This window comes from Thermococcus sp. ES12, assembly GCF_012027515.1.
Taxonomy (GTDB): domain Archaea; phylum Methanobacteriota_B; class Thermococci; order Thermococcales; family Thermococcaceae; genus Thermococcus; species Thermococcus barossii.
Genome location: NZ_SNUP01000001.1, coordinates 776,979 through 792,680, shown reverse-complemented (window position 1 = coordinate 792,680; position 15,702 = coordinate 776,979). Strand labels below are relative to the sequence as shown.

18 protein-coding genes are annotated in these 15,702 nt (G+C 53.6%); 17 read left to right on the top strand and 1 reads right to left on the bottom strand.

Annotated elements, in window-relative coordinates; translation table 11 throughout:
* Positions 1-39: 39 nt before the first annotated feature.
* From sufC to E3E37_RS04410, 5 genes are all read left to right on the top strand, one after another.
* Complete coding sequence (gene sufC / locus E3E37_RS04430; RefSeq protein WP_167715100.1) at positions 40-783, top strand: Fe-S cluster assembly ATPase SufC; 744 nt, start codon at positions 40-42, stop codon at positions 781-783.
* A complete protein-coding gene (sufB, locus tag E3E37_RS04425) occupies positions 761-2,188 on the top strand; it encodes a Fe-S cluster assembly protein SufB (RefSeq protein ID WP_167715099.1) in 1,428 nt (475 codons plus the stop codon). Before sufC ends, sufB begins: the two co-directional genes overlap by 23 nt.
* Complete coding sequence (locus E3E37_RS04420) at positions 2,188-3,306, top strand: SufD family Fe-S cluster assembly protein (protein ID WP_167715097.1); 1,119 nt, start codon at positions 2,188-2,190, stop codon at positions 3,304-3,306. The genes sufB and E3E37_RS04420 overlap by 1 nt, the downstream gene beginning before the upstream one ends.
* A 59-nt stretch (positions 3,307-3,365) precedes the next feature.
* A complete protein-coding gene (locus tag E3E37_RS04415; protein ID WP_206204006.1) occupies positions 3,366-3,899 on the top strand; it encodes a DUF998 domain-containing protein in 534 nt (177 codons plus the stop codon).
* A 131-nt stretch (positions 3,900-4,030) separates the two neighbouring features.
* On the top strand, positions 4,031-6,013 hold the full coding sequence (locus tag E3E37_RS04410) for a hypothetical protein (protein ID WP_167715095.1): 1,983 nt from the start codon (positions 4,031-4,033) through the stop codon (positions 6,011-6,013).
* A 73-nt stretch (positions 6,014-6,086) separates the two neighbouring features.
* On the opposite strand, the gene E3E37_RS04405 is transcribed toward E3E37_RS04410, so the two are convergent.
* Complete coding sequence (locus tag E3E37_RS04405) at positions 6,087-6,650, bottom strand: NADPH-dependent FMN reductase (RefSeq protein ID WP_167715093.1); 564 nt, start codon at positions 6,648-6,650, stop codon at positions 6,087-6,089.
* A gap of 139 nt (positions 6,651-6,789) precedes the next feature.
* On the opposite strand from E3E37_RS04405, the gene E3E37_RS04400 reads away from it, so the two are divergent.
* The 12 genes from E3E37_RS04400 to E3E37_RS04345 all read left to right on the top strand — a co-directional run bounded on the left by E3E37_RS04400 (position 6,790) and on the right by E3E37_RS04345 (position 15,692).
* A complete protein-coding gene (locus E3E37_RS04400) occupies positions 6,790-7,359 on the top strand; it encodes a peroxiredoxin (protein WP_167715092.1) in 570 nt (189 codons plus the stop codon).
* Between the two features lie 267 nt (positions 7,360-7,626).
* A complete protein-coding gene (locus E3E37_RS04395) occupies positions 7,627-8,484 on the top strand; it encodes an FTR1 family protein (protein ID WP_167715090.1) in 858 nt (285 codons plus the stop codon).
* Between the two features lie 148 nt (positions 8,485-8,632).
* A complete protein-coding gene (locus tag E3E37_RS04390) occupies positions 8,633-9,223 on the top strand; it encodes a thioredoxin family protein (RefSeq protein ID WP_167715088.1) in 591 nt (196 codons plus the stop codon).
* 80 nt (positions 9,224-9,303) lie between these two features.
* Positions 9,304-9,672, top strand: coding sequence for a CoA-binding protein (locus E3E37_RS04385; protein ID WP_167715444.1), 369 nt, complete (start codon positions 9,304-9,306; stop codon positions 9,670-9,672).
* Between the two features lie 18 nt (positions 9,673-9,690).
* Complete coding sequence (locus E3E37_RS04380) at positions 9,691-10,068, top strand: DUF302 domain-containing protein (RefSeq protein ID WP_167715086.1); 378 nt, start codon at positions 9,691-9,693, stop codon at positions 10,066-10,068.
* Between the two features lie 94 nt (positions 10,069-10,162).
* Positions 10,163-10,369: a heavy-metal-associated domain-containing protein gene (locus tag E3E37_RS04375; protein WP_148882265.1), complete on the top strand. Its 207-nt coding sequence runs from the start codon at positions 10,163-10,165 to the stop codon at positions 10,367-10,369.
* On the top strand, positions 10,370-10,588 hold the full coding sequence (locus E3E37_RS04370; protein ID WP_167715083.1) for a YHS domain-containing protein: 219 nt from the start codon (positions 10,370-10,372) through the stop codon (positions 10,586-10,588).
* 44 nt (positions 10,589-10,632) lie between these two features.
* The gene (gene merA / locus E3E37_RS04365; RefSeq protein WP_167715081.1) at positions 10,633-12,033 is read left to right on the top strand and encodes a mercury(II) reductase; all 1,401 of its coding nucleotides are present in this window, start codon (positions 10,633-10,635) and stop codon (positions 12,031-12,033) included.
* 86 nt (positions 12,034-12,119) lie between these two features.
* On the top strand, positions 12,120-13,022 hold the full coding sequence (locus E3E37_RS04360) for a DMT family transporter (RefSeq protein ID WP_167715079.1): 903 nt from the start codon (positions 12,120-12,122) through the stop codon (positions 13,020-13,022).
* A gap of 54 nt (positions 13,023-13,076) precedes the next feature.
* Positions 13,077-14,057 carry a PHB depolymerase family esterase gene (locus E3E37_RS04355; protein WP_167715077.1) on the top strand — a complete coding sequence of 327 codons (981 nt, stop codon included), beginning with the start codon at positions 13,077-13,079 and terminating at the stop codon, positions 14,055-14,057.
* Between the two features lie 71 nt (positions 14,058-14,128).
* The gene (locus E3E37_RS04350; RefSeq protein WP_167715075.1) at positions 14,129-14,608 is read left to right on the top strand and encodes a hypothetical protein; all 480 of its coding nucleotides are present in this window, start codon (positions 14,129-14,131) and stop codon (positions 14,606-14,608) included.
* The gene (locus tag E3E37_RS04345) at positions 14,547-15,692 is read left to right on the top strand and encodes an SLC13 family permease (RefSeq protein ID WP_240921900.1); all 1,146 of its coding nucleotides are present in this window, start codon (positions 14,547-14,549) and stop codon (positions 15,690-15,692) included. The genes E3E37_RS04350 and E3E37_RS04345 overlap by 62 nt, the downstream gene beginning before the upstream one ends.
* Positions 15,693-15,702 lie beyond the last annotated feature (10 nt).

Sequence of the window (15,702 nt, the reverse complement as noted above, 5' to 3'; positions counted from 1 at the left end):
TTTCTACCCAAAATCGTGTAGGAAAAAGAGGTGACGTTCATGCTTAAGGTGGAAAACCTTCACGTTAAGGTTGCGGATAGAGAAATACTGAGGGGAATAGACCTTCATCTTGGCGAGGGGGAGCTTCACGTCGTCATGGGTCCCAACGGGAGCGGGAAGTCGACCCTCGCCCTCACGATTGCAGGACATCCGAAGTACGAGGTGGCTGAGGGCAGGATATTCTTTGATGGGGAAGACATAACAACCGCAAAGCCCGAGGAGAGGGCCAGGAAGGGCATCTTCCTCAGCTTCCAGCATCCGGTTGAGGTCGAGGGCGTCAAGGTCATCAACTTCCTCCAGAGGGCGCTCAGGAACCTCCGGGGCATAGACGAGGTAGAGGCCTACGACAGGATTTTCCAGGCGGTTGAAGAGCTTGGATTTGACAGTTCAATTCTCTCCAGGGAGCTGAACGTCGGCTTTTCCGGTGGCGAGAGGAAAAAGCTCGAGATGCTTCAAGCTTACCTCGTAAAGCCCAAGCTCCTTATCCTCGATGAGCCCGACAGCGGTGTTGATGTTGATTCCCTCAAGGTCATAGCGGGGATAATAGCCAAGCTCCACAGTGGGGGAACTTCAATTCTCCTCATCACGCACTACGGCAGGATCCTTGAGTACCTAAACCCTCAGAGGGTACACGTACTGAAGGACGGGAAGATGGCGATTTCCGGTGGAATGGAGCTTGTAAAGCTCATTGAGGAGGAAGGCTTCGCGGCGGTGGAGGGCAATGGGGCAGCAGTCAAGGCTTGAGGAGATACTCAGGGCCGGTTCCCTTGAGGAAATCCTTGGAACGGCAGTTCCATATCCAAAGGAGATAGAGCTCAAGGGCGAACTGACGAGGGATATGGTGGAGGAGCTCTCGCGCATAAAGAACGAGCCGGAGTGGATGCTCAGGCACAGGCTCAAGGCTTTAGAGCTTTTCTATAAGCTGCCAATGCCTAAATGGGTTGTCGGTGTTGAAGAGCTCGATTTAGAGAGCTTAGTCCTCTATTCAAAGCCCGAGATAGGGAATGAGGTTAGGAACTGGGATGATTTACCAGAGAACATTAGGAGAACGTTTGAGAGGCTGAACATCCCGGAGATAGAGAAGAAGTTTCTGTCCGGCCTGACGGCCGTCTTCGACAGCGAGAGCGTCTACTCCAACCTCAAGGCCGAATTCGAGAAGATGGGGATCATAATGCTTCCCATGGAGGAAGCGGTTCAGAAGTATCCGGATTTGGTGAAGAAGTACTTCGGCAGGGTCTTCCCGGCGGGAGAGCACAAGTTCTCAGCTTTACACCACGCCCTCTGGAGCGGGGGAGTCTTCGTTTACGTGCCGAAAGGAGTTAGAATTCCCTTTCCGGTCGAGGCTTTCTTCGTCATAGGTTCCGCCTTGGAGGGGCAGTTCGAGCACACACTGCTCGTAGCTGACGAGGGAAGCTACATACACTTCATAGAGGGCTGCTCGGCACCGATGTACAAGGGATTCTCCTTCCACGACGGTATGGTCGAGATATACGCTCACAAAAATGCCACCGTCAAGTTCACCACGATACAGAACTGGAGCAGGAACGTCATCAACTTCAACAACAAGCGCGCGATAATAGAAAGCGGAGCTTACGTCGAGTGGATAGAGGGCAGCATAGGCAGCAGGATAACCTACACCTACCCGTCGAGCGTTCTGAAGGGCGAAGGTGCCAGAACAGCCCAGTACGTCGTCTCGCTGAGCAACGGGCCATTCATGAAGGACACCGGAGCCAAAACCTGGCATCTGGCTCCAAACACGAGCTCGAAGATAGTCTCCAAGAGCATAAGCGCCAACGGCGGGATAAACATCTATCGCGGGCTCGTGAGAATCCTCAAGGGGGCAAGAAACTCCACAGCGACGGTCTCGTGTGATTCGCTAATCCTCGACGAGGAGAGCAGGGCCTACACCTATCCCCACAACCAGAGCGATGAGCCGAGCGCGAGCATAATTCACGAGGCCACGACCGGGAAACTCGGCGAAGACAAGCTCTTCTACATGAACTCGCGCGGCATAAGCGAGGAAGAGGCGAAGAGCCTCATAGTGCTGGGTTTCATCAGCGAAATCCTTGAGGGGCTGCCCTTCGAGTACGTCGAGGTTCTCAAGAAGGTCATAGAGCTGGAGTTCAGCGAGGTTGGGGGTGTTGGCTAATGTCTCACGAGAACGTTCCCTCGATAACTCCTGGGGCCCTCGAAAGGCTCACCTACCAGAAGTACGGGGACAGTCCGACCGTAAAGAGCTACACCAAGTGGAAGCTCTTCGAGGAGAACTCACCGCTCAGGCTTCCAACAGAGGCGAAAGAAGGGGAGGTTCCAGTAAGAGGACACGTTGTTCTCTCCGGAAGCAAAGCGGAGTTCAACCTTCCCGCCAACGTCCAGCTGAGCGAAGGGACGCTCGGCCTCTCACAACCGGAGGAATCCAGAATCCTTGGCTTCCACTTCTACGCTCTCAGGAAGGCCTATCGGCTGAGGATTACCGGGGATCTGGTGGAGCCCCTCATCATAGTCTCCCATCTCTCGGGCAAGGCATTCATCAGTCACCACGTCAGCATCGAGGCCGAGAACGTTAAAGCCCCGATAATAATCTACGACATGGCCGAAAAGGGAACAAAGTCCCTTGTCGTCGAGCTCAAAGCCAGAAACACTGAGCTTGAGATTCTGACCGTTGGAAGGCACAAGGGCCTTTCCCACTATCTCCTCAGGGCGAGCCTCGGAGAGGGAAGCAAAGTCAGGGCCTTCACGGGGGTAAGCGCAGGGGAGATGAGCCATCACCGCGAGGACTACTCCCTTGAAGGTGAGGGAAGCGAGCTGATTCTCAGGGGCATGCCGATAGCCATTGGAAGAGCCGTGGACTACCTCACGAACGTCCTCCAGTACGGCGAAAAGACTGAGAGCGAGACGAGAGTTCACGGCTTCTCCTACGAAAACGGCTGGACCGTGCACAGGGGGGTTGCCAAGGTCTTTGAGAGCGCCAGGAACTCATCGAGCGGTGTCGTGTCTCAGGTAACCATAATGGACGAGGGCTCACTTGGAGTGAGCGTGCCGATGCTTGAGGTCGATACCGGAGAAATCGAGTCGGCATTCCACTCCTCTGCGGTGAGACAGTTCGACGAGGACGCGCTCTTCTACCTGAGGAGCAGGGGACTCGACAGGGACGAAGCGCTCAGCCTCTTCGTCCACGGCATCGGCGAGGCCCTGAGCAGTCACCTCGAAAGGCTCCGCGGCAAGGCCAGGGGAAACGTCGGGGAGCTCATAGAACGGCTCCTCTGAGCCCTTTCTTTTGGATACCCTTATAGTGCATGCCCTCGATTTTTAAAGTGGGGAGTTCAATGCTGAAGGTTCTCGGGTATTCCGGAATTGCGGGCGGAATAGTATACTGGCTCTTCGTGGCATGGAGCATAGGCAGAAATCCCTGGTTTTCTTTCTTTGATAACGCGCTCAGCGACCTGGGTGATCCATCAAAGGCTTCCTCACCGTGGATATACAACTACGGGCTGATGGTTACGGCGGTCTTTGTCCTTGGATTCTCACTCTACCTTATCCTTGCGGCAGAGAACAAGATCCAGACGGTTGGTGGGGCCTACATCAGCATCTCGGCGATATTTCTTGCCCTGATCGGAATCTTTCACGGCGGGACAAGGCCCCATGTCTTCGTCTCGACCTACTTCTTTGTCCAGTTCTTCCTTGGGATGCTGATATACGGAGCCGGAACGAAGGGGAGGCTAATAAGGCATGGCTCCACCCTTTTGTTTGCCTTTGCTCTCCTCGGAACCTTCATAGACTGGCCCTCGGCGGCTCTCATAGAGACCTACGAGATAGCGTTGATAATGGTCTTTTCGCTCCTCATTGCTCGCTGGGGGTGAAAGCATTTTCGCTTAATCCTTTCCACTTTGAAAGCATAACGGTTAATAACCCTCTCGACTAACTTTAGCTACAAGTCACTTGACGATTTTTCTCGATTTTTAGCGTTTCGTGGCTGAAAAAGGTGTAAAAAATGAAGATTGGAAAGCTCGCAGGCCTTGCCCTGCTTTTAAGCATTGTCATGCTCGGTGCGTTTATATCGGGCTGCATAGACCAGGGAAACATTACCGAGACCCAGACTAAAACTGGGAAAACTTCTCAGCCCACCACATCTTCGCCCCAAGTCTCGGGCGAGGAGAAATATCAGGACGACCTTCTGAAAACAATCACCTCCTACGAGAGGGAAATCAAGGAAATCGAAGGCAAACTCACTCCGGTCACTCTAAGCGGTCTCACGATTGAAGCCGAAAACCTTGAGCGCGACGCAGTGCACTCCACAGGGAGAGAAAAGACCATCAACCTCGAAAGGCTGGCTCATTTAAAGTTCCTTCAGCTGGCCGAGCTCAGAAACCTGATGGTTATAGCGGCGGTTGAAAACGCATACTGGGAGAACGCCACCACGGGCGAACCGATAGAGGCCTTTTACAGGCCGGACGGGAAGCTCTTCATTGTGGATAACGGAAAGATGAGACCCCTAAGCAGAGAGAGGATGGTGGCAAGAATGATGGAGCTCACCAGGGGCTATGAGACCCAGAGCATTGAGATATACCACATCTCAAGCGGCTCACTCCTGAGAATCCGGGAGGGAGGAAGAACCGTTGGAGCGGGCCAGCTAATTGCTGTTAGAATCGGGGTCCCGAAGGAGGGTTTCATGATTCAGGCCACCGGAGACTCGCCGGGGGTCATGCGCCTCGTTGATCCCAACACCGGGAAAACCGTTTTGCGGGTCAAGCCCGATGGAAACGGAGTCTATCAGGTTCCGCCCGTAAACACCACCCTCATTGGGATGGCTGACGATGAGGGCTTCTGCTACCGGCCGCTTCCCCTCGACAGCAACACTATGAACACAATTCCGGAGGAGCCAGAGGATCCTCTCATATGCCCTTCACCCGGATTGGCGCCGTTTATATTTGAACCGGACACTGGAAACACTACTCCTGAGCCCGTTCCGTTTGAAGAGGTTTACTTTGAAGGGAATGACCTCACGGGAGTGACCTTTAAGTTCGCAGTGGCCCCACTCGCTACGTCCGAAATGCTGATGGTCGGCGTCCCTGAGGGAGGGACGAAGATACAGGTCACCGGCAGCGATTCGATGCCCGGCGCTATGGTTCTCATCGACCCGGAGACGGGAAAGGAGATAGGAACTCTAACCTCCGACAGGAAGAGGGTTTACAGCATACCCGGATTCGACAAAGAGGTCATCGGCATAGTCGCGGAAGCAGATCCGCCGAATGGGGGGTTCTGCTACAGGCCGCTTGAGCTCAACATCGACACGACTCTGGAGCCCATGGAGGTCTGCGAGGAAGAGTTCACGATGATGCCCATCATCTTCGAGCCCTCTTCCAACAGCACCTTTGAACCAGTTTCAAACCAGAGGGCGGACCTTAAACAGCTGGCGGAACAGCTCGTAAACTTCAGGGCCGAAACGGGAAGACTTGCAGGGGGAGCGGCCGGCATGGGATGGGTGAAGGATACCCTCATGAGTGAAGTAATGGATGGCGTCAGGGGGATTACCCGGATGAGAGCCGGCGAGTACACAGCCTTCCTCGCGGAGCGTGGGAGCACCGGTCCGTTCCTCAGCGGCGTCCTTGAAGGTTTCGGCACGGGGCCCTTTGATCCGACGCCCCTGCCTGAGTTCAGGTACATCAACGTAACGGACTTTGGAACGGGCCCGTTCATTCCGCCCGTCGAGCTGACGGTCGTGGATTCGGGCGGAGAGGTTCTCGTGGCGGTAACTGGTCCCGCAGTAAACTCCAAAACACCCCCAGCCTACATGGGGAGTACGTTCCTTGAGGTGTGGACGGGCAGAAACCCTCAGACCGGCAGGGAGATATCCGTAATTGCCCTCAAGGTTCTCGATGAGGATGGAAAGGTCTCCATCAGGACAATGGCCGTTGTTAAAGACAAACCCGTCAGAATCGGCGTCTTTGCACCGGAAAGTGTGGAAGAGAACTGACTGAAAAGGCTATGCGGCAGGGGCTAATTTTCCCTGTCTTTTGTCTTTCTTGGCAGTACCCTTGGATTTTACTTCATTTTCCAATTTCCTCTCCAAGTTCCCTTCGTACTTCATTCCTTATCGGCCTCAGAGCTCTGGCGTACTTCTCAAGGGCTCCCAAAAGCCGTTCAACCCTTTCTTTGTATTTTCCGTCCCTCAGCTCTCCATCCTTGAACAGGTCATCAACGTTGTAGAAAAGAACCTGTCCCACCGGGAGCATGCGGTAGTTCACGCTTGCCAGCCTGAGCTCCTGCAGGAGCCTCACCCCTCCGGTAACGCTTGATACCGTAACAATGCCAAGTGGCAGGGCTTCGTACTCCTCGTATATTGTGTCAAGAAGTATCTTAAGCTCGCCGGGATAGCTTCCGTTGTACTCGGGTGCGACTATGATGAGCGCATCCGCTTCGAGAATCTTTTTCCGATACCGCTCCGTCTCCGGTGTTATCTTCCAGCGGTGCGTATAGGCTAGGAGGTAATCCCTGACATCTATCAGCTCCGCTTCCCAGCCGAGCTCCCGGGCTTTTGCGGTGATGTACCTCGCTACCTTCTCGCTCTTCCGCCCCTCCCTTGCCGTTCCGAGAAGTATCTTGAGCTTCATCTCATCACCTGACTTGGTTCGTTTTTAAGATATTTAAATTTGTCTTTCAGAATTGAATATCTTTGATTTTTGAACTTTTCACTTTGTAAAAGCAACCTTTTTAAATTAGGGATGCCTAATAGAAGACGGTGATGCAGAAATGGTGAAGGTTGGAGAAATCGTTCCCGACTTTGAGGCCGATGCCTACTTCCCGGAGAAGGACGACATCGGGAAGGTTAAGCTTTCGGACTACAGGGGCAGGTGGGTTGTTCTGGCGTTTTACCCTGCGGACTTTACCTTTGTCTGCCCGACGGAGCTTGAGGAGCTGGCTGAGTATTACGAAGAGTTCAAGAAAGAAGGGGCTGAAATCCTGAGCGTTTCCACCGATACCGCCTACGTCCACAAGGCCTGGCACGACACCTCTCCTGCAATAAAGAAGATACGCTATCCCATGCTCGCCGACCCGGCCGGAAAAGTGAGCAGGCTCTTCGGCACCTACATAGAGGACGAGGGTGTTTCATGGAGGGCGACCTTCATAATAGACCCCGATGGAAAGGTCGTCCACATGGAGATGCACGATTTGAGCATAGGCAGGAGTGCGAAGGAAATTTTGAGAAGGCTTAGGGCTTCGAAATACGTAAGGGAGCATCCAGGTCAGGTCTGTCCGGCGAGCTGGGAACCCGGTAAGGAGACACTCGAAGTCAGTCTCGATCTGGTAGGAAAGATATGATGAGCCTTTCCATTCTGTAAATTTTTCTATCCCATTTTTGCCAGCATAGACTCAAACTTTTCCTCTTTTTCACAGATTTGGGTAGTTCAGCCGAATTTTATTTCTTGGAATGCTGAGTTCGAACCTCTTGAGTTTGACACGTGGTATATTCCGGTGACAAGGGGAGAAGTACTGCGTTCGTTTCGATAGATTTCAATTTGGTAAAAATAAAATTCATAAATTGGCCGAGTGATTTTAGATTGGCCTAAAAAATCGGGGGTGAACCCAATGAGTGTTGGCGCTTTCCTCATAACCTTCAGGGAGGCCCTTGAGGCGGCCATAATCGTGGCGATAATAATAGCCTACCTGCGAAGGACAAACAGGGCGAACCAGATAAGGGACGTGTGGATAGGCACCGCTCTGTCGGTTGGCGTCAGCGTCCTCCTTGGAGCTGGCATACTAAAGTTCTACGGCGGTTTGGCCGAGAAGGAGCTCTTTGAAGGGGTGGCCTCTTACCTCGCCGTGATAGTCCTCACAAGCATGATCTACTGGATGGCCACAAAGGGGAAGGACATCAGGGTGGAGATAGAGAGCAGGGTAAGGAGGTCAATATCCCCGCTCGCCCTGATAGGCTTCACTTTCATCGTGGTTTTCAGGGAGGGGCTTGAGACAGTCCTGTTCCTTACGCCCTTCATGACCCAGAATCTGACGGGGACGCTCCTCGGCCTTATCGGGGGGCTGACGGGGGCACTCGTGCTGGCTTATCTGATATACGGCGTGGGGATGCGCATAGACCTGAAGAGGTTCTTTTACTACAGCTCCATCCTGCTGGTATTCGTTGCCGCGGGACTTGCCGGATACGGCACGCACGAGCTGATAGAATGGGCAGAGGAGGAGGGTTATTCCCTCGGGGTTTTCTCTGCTGAAGCCTACGACCTCGGGATTCCGAGCGGTAGCATCTGGCACCACAAAGGGGCTGTCGGCTCGGTCTTTGCCGTGCTCTTCGGCTATTCCACCAGCATGGAGTGGGGCAGGGTGATTGTACAGTTTGGTTATCTTTTATTGGCCCTCTATTTCGTGATTAAAGCATATAACCGGGAGCTCATAGTGGGGCGCAGGGCGGATGGCAGAAGGAGTGTGACCTGACCTCCTCCCCGCAGTGAGGGGCGAGACTTTCAAGAGAAAATGTAAAGCTCGTGAGCCCCATTAGGCTTTCATTTTGAAGCCTTCCTCCACAATTTTTTTGATTTTCGGAGGGATAACCCTTATTGGATTTGCTATGAATTCCATCTTGATGAACATGAAGGCTGAAGCCGGTGTTTTGTTGCTCCTGATGCTGGTGGGCCCGCTGGTTCCAAATACGGGGGCTCTGTCTCTCGAAGAGGTGGACGATTCCAGGCTCTCATTCTACGTTTACGGGGCATACTGGTGTCCGAGCTGCAAGAAAGTGAAGGAAGGAATCTTGGAGAACTTTGGTTCGGGTAGCATGGTTTACTATGAGCTTGAAGGAAACGAACACAACAGACGGCTCTTCTCTGAACTCCATGAAATGACGGGAATAAGCGGCATTCCTGTAACCGGTATCTTCCACGAGGAAAAACTCTACGCCGTGATCGAGGGAGCCTTTGATGTGTCAAAGACAGAAGAGATAATAGTTGAGGCAGAACACAGCGATGGTGTTCTTCTCTTCATGGGTGGTAAGGCTTACCTTGTCAAAGGAGAAGATGCCAAAAGGCTGGAGGAGATATTCCTCAGTGGCCATTCCGGGGGTGAGAACGCGGCTCAATCCCCCGAGAGAACCTCCAGTACTCCATCAAATTCAGTGTGCGGACCGGGCCTGTTGCTTTTAGTCCCTCTGGCGGTTTTGGTTAAGAGGCGTCTTTAACTCCCCTGGCAACATCATTATGCATTTTTGTCCAGAAATGCATAAAAAGTATGAAGGGGGATTCATCTTTGGTGGAGAGGATGGACGTGAGAACCTTCGGAAAGATAGCCCTTGTGGGGGCAACCCCCAATCCGGACAAGTACGGAAACGTAATACTGAAAGACCTCCTGCAGAAGGACTTTGAAGTCCTTCCCGTGAATCCAAAGTACGACGAAATTGAAGGCCTTAAATGCTACCACTCCGTCAGGGAACTTCCCGGAGACGTGGACGTTATAGTCTTCGTGGTTCCTTCCCGGGCGGGCCTAGATGTGGCAAGGGAGGCTGTTGAAGCGGGATTCAGGAGACTGTGGTTTCAGCCTGGAGCCGAAAGCGATGAAATAGCCAGTTTTCTCGATGGGGAAGGTGTGGAGTACAGCTTTGGAAGGTGCATAATGGTCGAGACCATGTAAATGTTTGGGGGTGATGGGATGGAGTTTTACTACGTCAGACGTTTTGACGAGGATCTGGATTTCCTCTGGGAGCGTTTTAAGAAAAAGCTGGAGGAAGCGGGCTTTTTGCTCATTGGCGAACGTATCCCCATTGCGATAACTGAGGGTAAGGGTGGAATAATAGCGGACTACCACCTTCTCTTCATCTGCCACAGTGAGCTGGTTGAGGAGCTGGTCAAGATAGACCCCAACATCGGCGCTCTCCTTCCCTGCACCGGCTTCGGCTACCGCAGGGAGGACGGGAACTACCTCGGCGTTACCCTTCCGAGCGTTGCCTGGAAGATCGCCGGCGAGAGGGTCGTCGAGCTGATGCGCCCGATGGAGGAGCAGGTGAAGGAGATTATTGATTCGTTATAGTTTTCAATGATTGAACTTTGGCCTCTGTCTTCTTTCTATCTTGCCAACAATAAGCGCAATAAGCTTTCCTTCTTAGCTCCTATTGGTGATGTAGATGACCGAGGTTGTATTGAAGATACCGAACATGAGCTGCAAGCACTGCGTTATGAGGATAACCAAGGCCATAGAGAGCGTCGGGGCAAAGGGTGAAGTCAGTCTTGAGGAAAAGAAGGCCGTTGTCCAGTTCGACCCGGGAAGGGTTCGCCTAGAGGAGATAATCAAGGCTATAGAGAGGTACGGCTACGAAGTGGAGGTGGCCTGAATGCCGATTGACCCCGTCTGTGGAATGGAGGTAAGTGAGGACACCGGGCTCAAGGTCGAATACGGCGGGAAGGTCTACTACTTCTGCTCCCCCCACTGCGAAGCCCAGTTTGAAGCAAATCCCGAAAAATACGTTAAGGACGAGGGTATGAGGCAAGGACACGGGATGCACTCCCATGGACATGAACACGGCCACAAAAGACACGGATGTTGTCACTGACTCGTCTTTCCCATTTTTGAGAGTTCTGATGCAGGGTGTGTATAATGGATGAGTATGATTTTCTTATTATCGGCGGAGGTGCAGCGGGTTTTGCCGCGGCTCTAAAAGCTGATGGACTCGGTGTAAAAACCCTCATGGTTAATCATGGCCCAATCGGGGGCACATGCGTAAACGTTGGCTGTGTTCCAACGAAGTATCTTTTAACCGCCCTGGGGCTCAAGAAAAAAGCTTTGATGAACCACTACCCGGGCCTGAGCTTCAAAGTTGATGAATTTGATTTTAGCAAACTGTTAAAGGGAAAAAATGACCTCGTAAAGAAGCTCAGAAGAGAAAAATATGAGAAGGTGTTGGGAAGTCTGGAAAACGTCGACTACATCAACGGTTTCGCAAAGTTCAAATCAAACCATGAAGTCTTGGTGAATGGGGAGAAAGTTGGGTTTAAGAGGGCTCTCATTGCGACGGGGGCAAAAGCGAAAATCCTCCCCATAAAAGGAGTGGAAGAAGTGAGAGAAAGGATTTTAACGCACGTTGAGGCCCTTGAGCTTGGAGAACTTCCAGAGTCCGTTATAATTATTGGGGGAAGGACTCAGGCGCTGGAATTTGCCCAGATCTTTGCGAGAGCTGGAGCTGAGGTAACCCTTTTACAGAGGAGTGTCAGGATAATGCCACAGGCGGAGCCCGAGCTGGCAATAGAGCTTGAGAACATCCTAAGCGAAGAAGGTGTCGATGTGGCCACTTCCGTGAAAATAAACTCCCTTGGGAGGACGGAGGATGGGGTTAAAGTTCATGCCGAAGTCATGGGAAGGGTAAAGGTGTTTGAGGGGCAGTACCTTTTCTTCGCAACAGGAAGGGAGCCCAACACTCCTGATCTTGGCCTTGAAAACACGGATGTTAAAACCAACGAAAAGGGATTTGTGGTAGTCGATAAAACGCTGAGGGCGGGCGAAAATATCTATGCCGCGGGAGATGTTGTGGGTGAACCGATGCTTGAAACCGTCGCCGCCAAGGAGGGGTTTACTGCGGCGACAAATGCTCTGGAGGATAGGAATATTGAGCTGGACTACAGAATAGTGCCGAGGGTCGTCTTCACGGATCCACAGCTTGCCAGCGTCGGTTTAACCGATGGAGAAGCACAAAAGCTCACGAAGTGCCTGTGCAGCACAGTGGAGTTCTCAAACGTCCCGAAAGCCCTCATAACCGGCGAGGAGAGAGGGCTGATAAAGATGGTAATCAATGCGGAAACAAAAGAAATCCTCGGGGTTCATATCCTTGCCCATAATGCCGCGGAGATGATTCACGAGGCGGTGATGATAGTAAGAAACAGAATGACAGTGGGTGATGTTGTAGACACGCTTCACGTCTTTCCGACAATGAGCGAGGCGATAAAGCTTGTGGCACTTTCATTCAAAGGCGACGTCTCAAAAATGCCGTGCTGTGTGATGTGAAAAATCTTCGGATCGTGTGATTCGGTGTTATCTTCTTTCTCTTCGTGTGAATCAACCTTATAAAGCTCCTTTTTCAACAGTAATGCATGACACATCACTACGGTTACGTGGGGGCCCTCTTAGCTGCGGTTCTCTTTGGGGTAAGCTCCACCCTGAACAAGATCGCCCTCAGGGATGTTCACCCGATGGTGGTCGCCGGGAGCATCTATCTGACGGCGGGAGTCGTCCTCATGCTCCTCCGCTTCACCCCGATTAAAGAGAGGCTCCTCAGGAGGCTCGAGTTCAAGGTCAAAACACAGGGGTCATTTTCAAGACGCGACCTTCAGATACTGGCGCTGGTGGTTCTCTTCGGCTCATTCCTGGCCCCGATTTTCTTCATGTTCGGCCTTGAGAGGACCACCGCGGTCAACGCTTCCCTGCTCCTTAACACGGAAACGCTCTTCACCGTGCTGATTGCCATAGCTGTTTTCAAGGAGAAGGCACACAGACGGGGCGTTGCAGGCATTCTGCTCATCCTGATTGGGGCGGTCGTGGTTTCAACGGAAAATTTGGGGGCCGTCCAGCTGGCAGAAAACCTCATAGGCAACATTCTGGTCGTTCTGGCCGGATTTTTCTGGGCTGTGGACAACAACCTGAGCAAGCTCCTGAGCCTCAAGCGGGACCTGCTGCTCGTGACGTCCCTGAAGGGGCTACTTGGGGGAACCGCCCTCCTGGGCCTGGCGTTTCTCCTGGGAATTCCCATGAGTGTTCCGCTCGGGAGCCTTCCTTATGTACTGACGGTCGGGGCCTTCAGCATTGGCTTTTCCATCGTGCTGTTCCTGTTTGCCCTTAGGGAGATCGGGGCGATGAGAACGGGGGCAATTTTCTCGACGTCCTCGTTGATTGGTGCTTTCTTCGCTTTTCTTGTTCTCGGTGAGAGCTTCACCGCCCTTAAAGCGTTCTTCGGCGTCCTCATGCTCTCCGGCGTCTACCTGCTGTCCGCGGAGTAGTTCCCCCAAAGCCTCATATAGCACTAATCCCAAAAGAATAATGAGGAAGCGGCGATGGAACGAAAACATAAGCGGGAAATAATCCTCCTTGCAGTGCTCATCCTGCTCCTTCTGGCGTTGTTCAGCTACAACCGGGTTCTCAGGGAAAACCGCCTATATCCGGGTGATGTTAGGGGTTCGATTGTGGTGGACGGGCTGGAGAGGACTTTCATCCTCCACCTCCCAGCGAACTTCTCGGAGGACGAGCACCTGCCCCTTATAATAGCACTCCACGGCGGCGGAGGGACGGGTTTTGACATGGAGCGCCTCACCAGGGGCGGTTTTAACGAGCTCGCCGATAGGGATCGCTTCGTCGTGGTTTATCCCGACGGAATAGAAAGGCACTGGAACGACGGCCGGAACCTCTCACGTTACCGCGCCCAGCGGGAGAACATAGACGATGTGGCCTTTATCTTGGCCCTCATTGACTTCTTTGTGAATGAATACGGCGTGAACAGAAGCAGGGTTTACATCACCGGAATGTCAAACGGCGGGCTGATGGCCTACAGACTCGCCTGTGAGATTCCTGAAAGGCTGGCCGCGGTGGCCATTGTCGGCGTCTCCATGTCCGAGAACCTGTACGGAAACTGCTCATCCGCAACACCCCTGCCGATTCTAATAATTCTTGGAACTGACGACCCCATAGTTCCGTGGAATGGGGGAAAGCTCCACTTTGGGCCGGTTGAACTTGGAGAGGCTGTTTCCATCGGAGAGACCGTTGAGTACTGGGCGGCCAGAAACGGCTGTACAGTGAGGCATGGGAGGGAATACCTTCCGGACGCCGATCCTGAAGATGGAACGCGGGTCTGGGTCGAGAGGTACTCAAACTGTACCGACGGCGCGGAGGTAGTCCTTTACGGTGTAGAGGGCGGAGGTCACACGTGGCCCGGTGGATACCAGTATCTTCCCAGAAGCATCATTGGAAGGACGAGCAGGGACATGGACGCCAGCGAAATCATCTGGGAGTTCTTCAAGGCCCATCGAAGGAACGGCTGAGCTCCCAAAAAGTTATACGGCCTTTTTTCACACCCAATATGTAGGCAGGTATTCATTGAGGTGGTCTCGCCATGTCACCCGTACCGCCACCCATAAGGGGAAGACCCGAGCGAAGGGAACTCACCCCCGAACTTGCAGAGAGGGCAATAGAGACCGTGAGAAACGCCCTTCCCTTCTTCACCGCGGGAATGCCGATTATTCACCGCGCACCAGGAGGGGATGTTCACGTGGACGTCCCTGTGATGTACCTGAACTTTGCCGTTGACAGGGTTCACTACGACCCCAAAACGGGAATGCCCTCTCCCAAGGGAATGCCAGCGGTTTCTTCGGGCGGGGAGGTCAGCCCGGGCAGAGTGAGGGAGAGGACTCAGAAACTCCTGAAGGAGCTCCACGTTCTCGATGCCTGCGAGTTCCGCGGGCCGGAGGACTGCTGGGTTGTCCCGGTGGCCTGGAAAAGCTTTATAATCCTGCATGTCCGCGTCTCGGCTGATGGCAGGGAGCTCATCCCGGACTACGGCCTTACAGAGGAGGTTAGGAGACACGGCGGTTGAAAGACTGAAGGACTTCGCCAGGCGGGAGTGGTTCCTTACAGCGCTACTGCTGCTCTACCTAGTCCTGGTTCTCCACGACCCCACCCTTCCCGGCAGAACCCCGGGGCGGGTGGACTGGAGGAGCCTGGCCCTGATAACGTCGCTCATACTGGTCTCGAAGGGCCTTGAGCTGTCGGGGGTCTTCACCCGCCTTTCCATACGGCTCATCTCGCTCTCCGGCGGCTCGGAGAGGAAGCTGATGCTTCTCCTTATCCCCATCATAGCCCTCTCCTCCGCAGTGATAATGAACGACACCGCGATGCTCGTGTTCATCCCCCTCGTCGTCATCACCGCCCGTCTGGCCGGGATAAACACCGCCCGCGCCGTTACGCTTTCGGCCATAGCGGCGAACGTCGGTTCTGCCCTGACGCCAATCGGCAATCCCCAGAACATCATAATCTGGAACGCCTATGGCATCTCCTTTCTGGGATTTGTCCGGGCGATGCTCCTCCCGGTGGGCATCTGGCTCGCTGTCCTGCTGCTCTTTACACTCACGATACGGGAAGGGCCTGTATCCATTGGGAGGCTGCCTCCCGTGGCGGTTAAAAGGAGGCTCTTCGTTGCTTCATTCGGCCTTCTGGTTTCGGACGTGATTCTCGCCGAGGCCGGCAGGGGGCTGTGGACGCTTCCTCTGACCCTGGTTGTGCTCCTCATAGCCGGAAGGGAAGCCCTGCTCGGCTTTGACTGGGCGCTGGTTCTCACCTTCGCCCTCATCTTCGTGGACTTCGGAGAGGTTGCCCGTCTGATTTCCCTCTCCGGGATGGAGTTTCCGGTGGATGGCGTGGGGCTCCTCTTCGCTTCCGCCGGGATGAGCCAGGTGATAAGCAACGTCCCTGCCACAGTTGTTTTGGTCTCATCGGGCAGGCCCGACTGGCTCCCCCTTGCCCTCGGTGTGAACATCGGGGGAACGGGGATTATAGTCGGCTCCCTTGCGAACCTCATAGCCCTCCGCATCTCCGGAATTGGTATGGCAGACTTCCACAGGTTTTCGATTCCGTACTTTCTGCTCGCCCTCGGGGTTTCGATTCTGATAATCCTGCTCTGATTTTTCGACC

Coding starts and splice junctions, on each gene's coding strand:
- E3E37_RS04360 (WP_167715079.1), top strand. CDS start 12,120: ATGACACATCACTACGGTTACGTGGGGGCCCTCTTAGCTGCGGTTCTC.
- E3E37_RS04415 (WP_206204006.1), top strand. CDS start 3,366: ATGCTGAAGGTTCTCGGGTATTCCGGAATTGCGGGCGGAATAGTATAC.
- E3E37_RS04355 (WP_167715077.1), top strand. CDS start 13,077: ATGGAACGAAAACATAAGCGGGAAATAATCCTCCTTGCAGTGCTCATC.
- E3E37_RS04420 (WP_167715097.1), top strand. CDS start 2,188: ATGTCTCACGAGAACGTTCCCTCGATAACTCCTGGGGCCCTCGAAAGG.
- sufB (WP_167715099.1), top strand. CDS start 761: ATGGGGCAGCAGTCAAGGCTTGAGGAGATACTCAGGGCCGGTTCCCTT.
- E3E37_RS04400 (WP_167715092.1), top strand. CDS start 6,790: ATGGTGAAGGTTGGAGAAATCGTTCCCGACTTTGAGGCCGATGCCTAC.
- E3E37_RS04380 (WP_167715086.1), top strand. CDS start 9,691: ATGGAGTTTTACTACGTCAGACGTTTTGACGAGGATCTGGATTTCCTC.
- merA (WP_167715081.1), top strand. CDS start 10,633: ATGGATGAGTATGATTTTCTTATTATCGGCGGAGGTGCAGCGGGTTTT.
- E3E37_RS04405 (WP_167715093.1), bottom strand. CDS start 6,650: ATGAAGCTCAAGATACTTCTCGGAACGGCAAGGGAGGGGCGGAAGAGC.
- E3E37_RS04350 (WP_167715075.1), top strand. CDS start 14,129: ATGTCACCCGTACCGCCACCCATAAGGGGAAGACCCGAGCGAAGGGAA.
- E3E37_RS04385 (WP_167715444.1), top strand. CDS start 9,304: ATGGACGTGAGAACCTTCGGAAAGATAGCCCTTGTGGGGGCAACCCCC.
- E3E37_RS04345 (WP_240921900.1), top strand. CDS start 14,547: ATGGCAGGGAGCTCATCCCGGACTACGGCCTTACAGAGGAGGTTAGGA.
- E3E37_RS04395 (WP_167715090.1), top strand. CDS start 7,627: ATGAGTGTTGGCGCTTTCCTCATAACCTTCAGGGAGGCCCTTGAGGCG.
- sufC (WP_167715100.1), top strand. CDS start 40: ATGCTTAAGGTGGAAAACCTTCACGTTAAGGTTGCGGATAGAGAAATA.
- E3E37_RS04390 (WP_167715088.1), top strand. CDS start 8,633: ATGAACATGAAGGCTGAAGCCGGTGTTTTGTTGCTCCTGATGCTGGTG.
- E3E37_RS04375 (WP_148882265.1), top strand. CDS start 10,163: ATGACCGAGGTTGTATTGAAGATACCGAACATGAGCTGCAAGCACTGC.
- E3E37_RS04410 (WP_167715095.1), top strand. CDS start 4,031: ATGAAGATTGGAAAGCTCGCAGGCCTTGCCCTGCTTTTAAGCATTGTC.
- E3E37_RS04370 (WP_167715083.1), top strand. CDS start 10,370: ATGCCGATTGACCCCGTCTGTGGAATGGAGGTAAGTGAGGACACCGGG.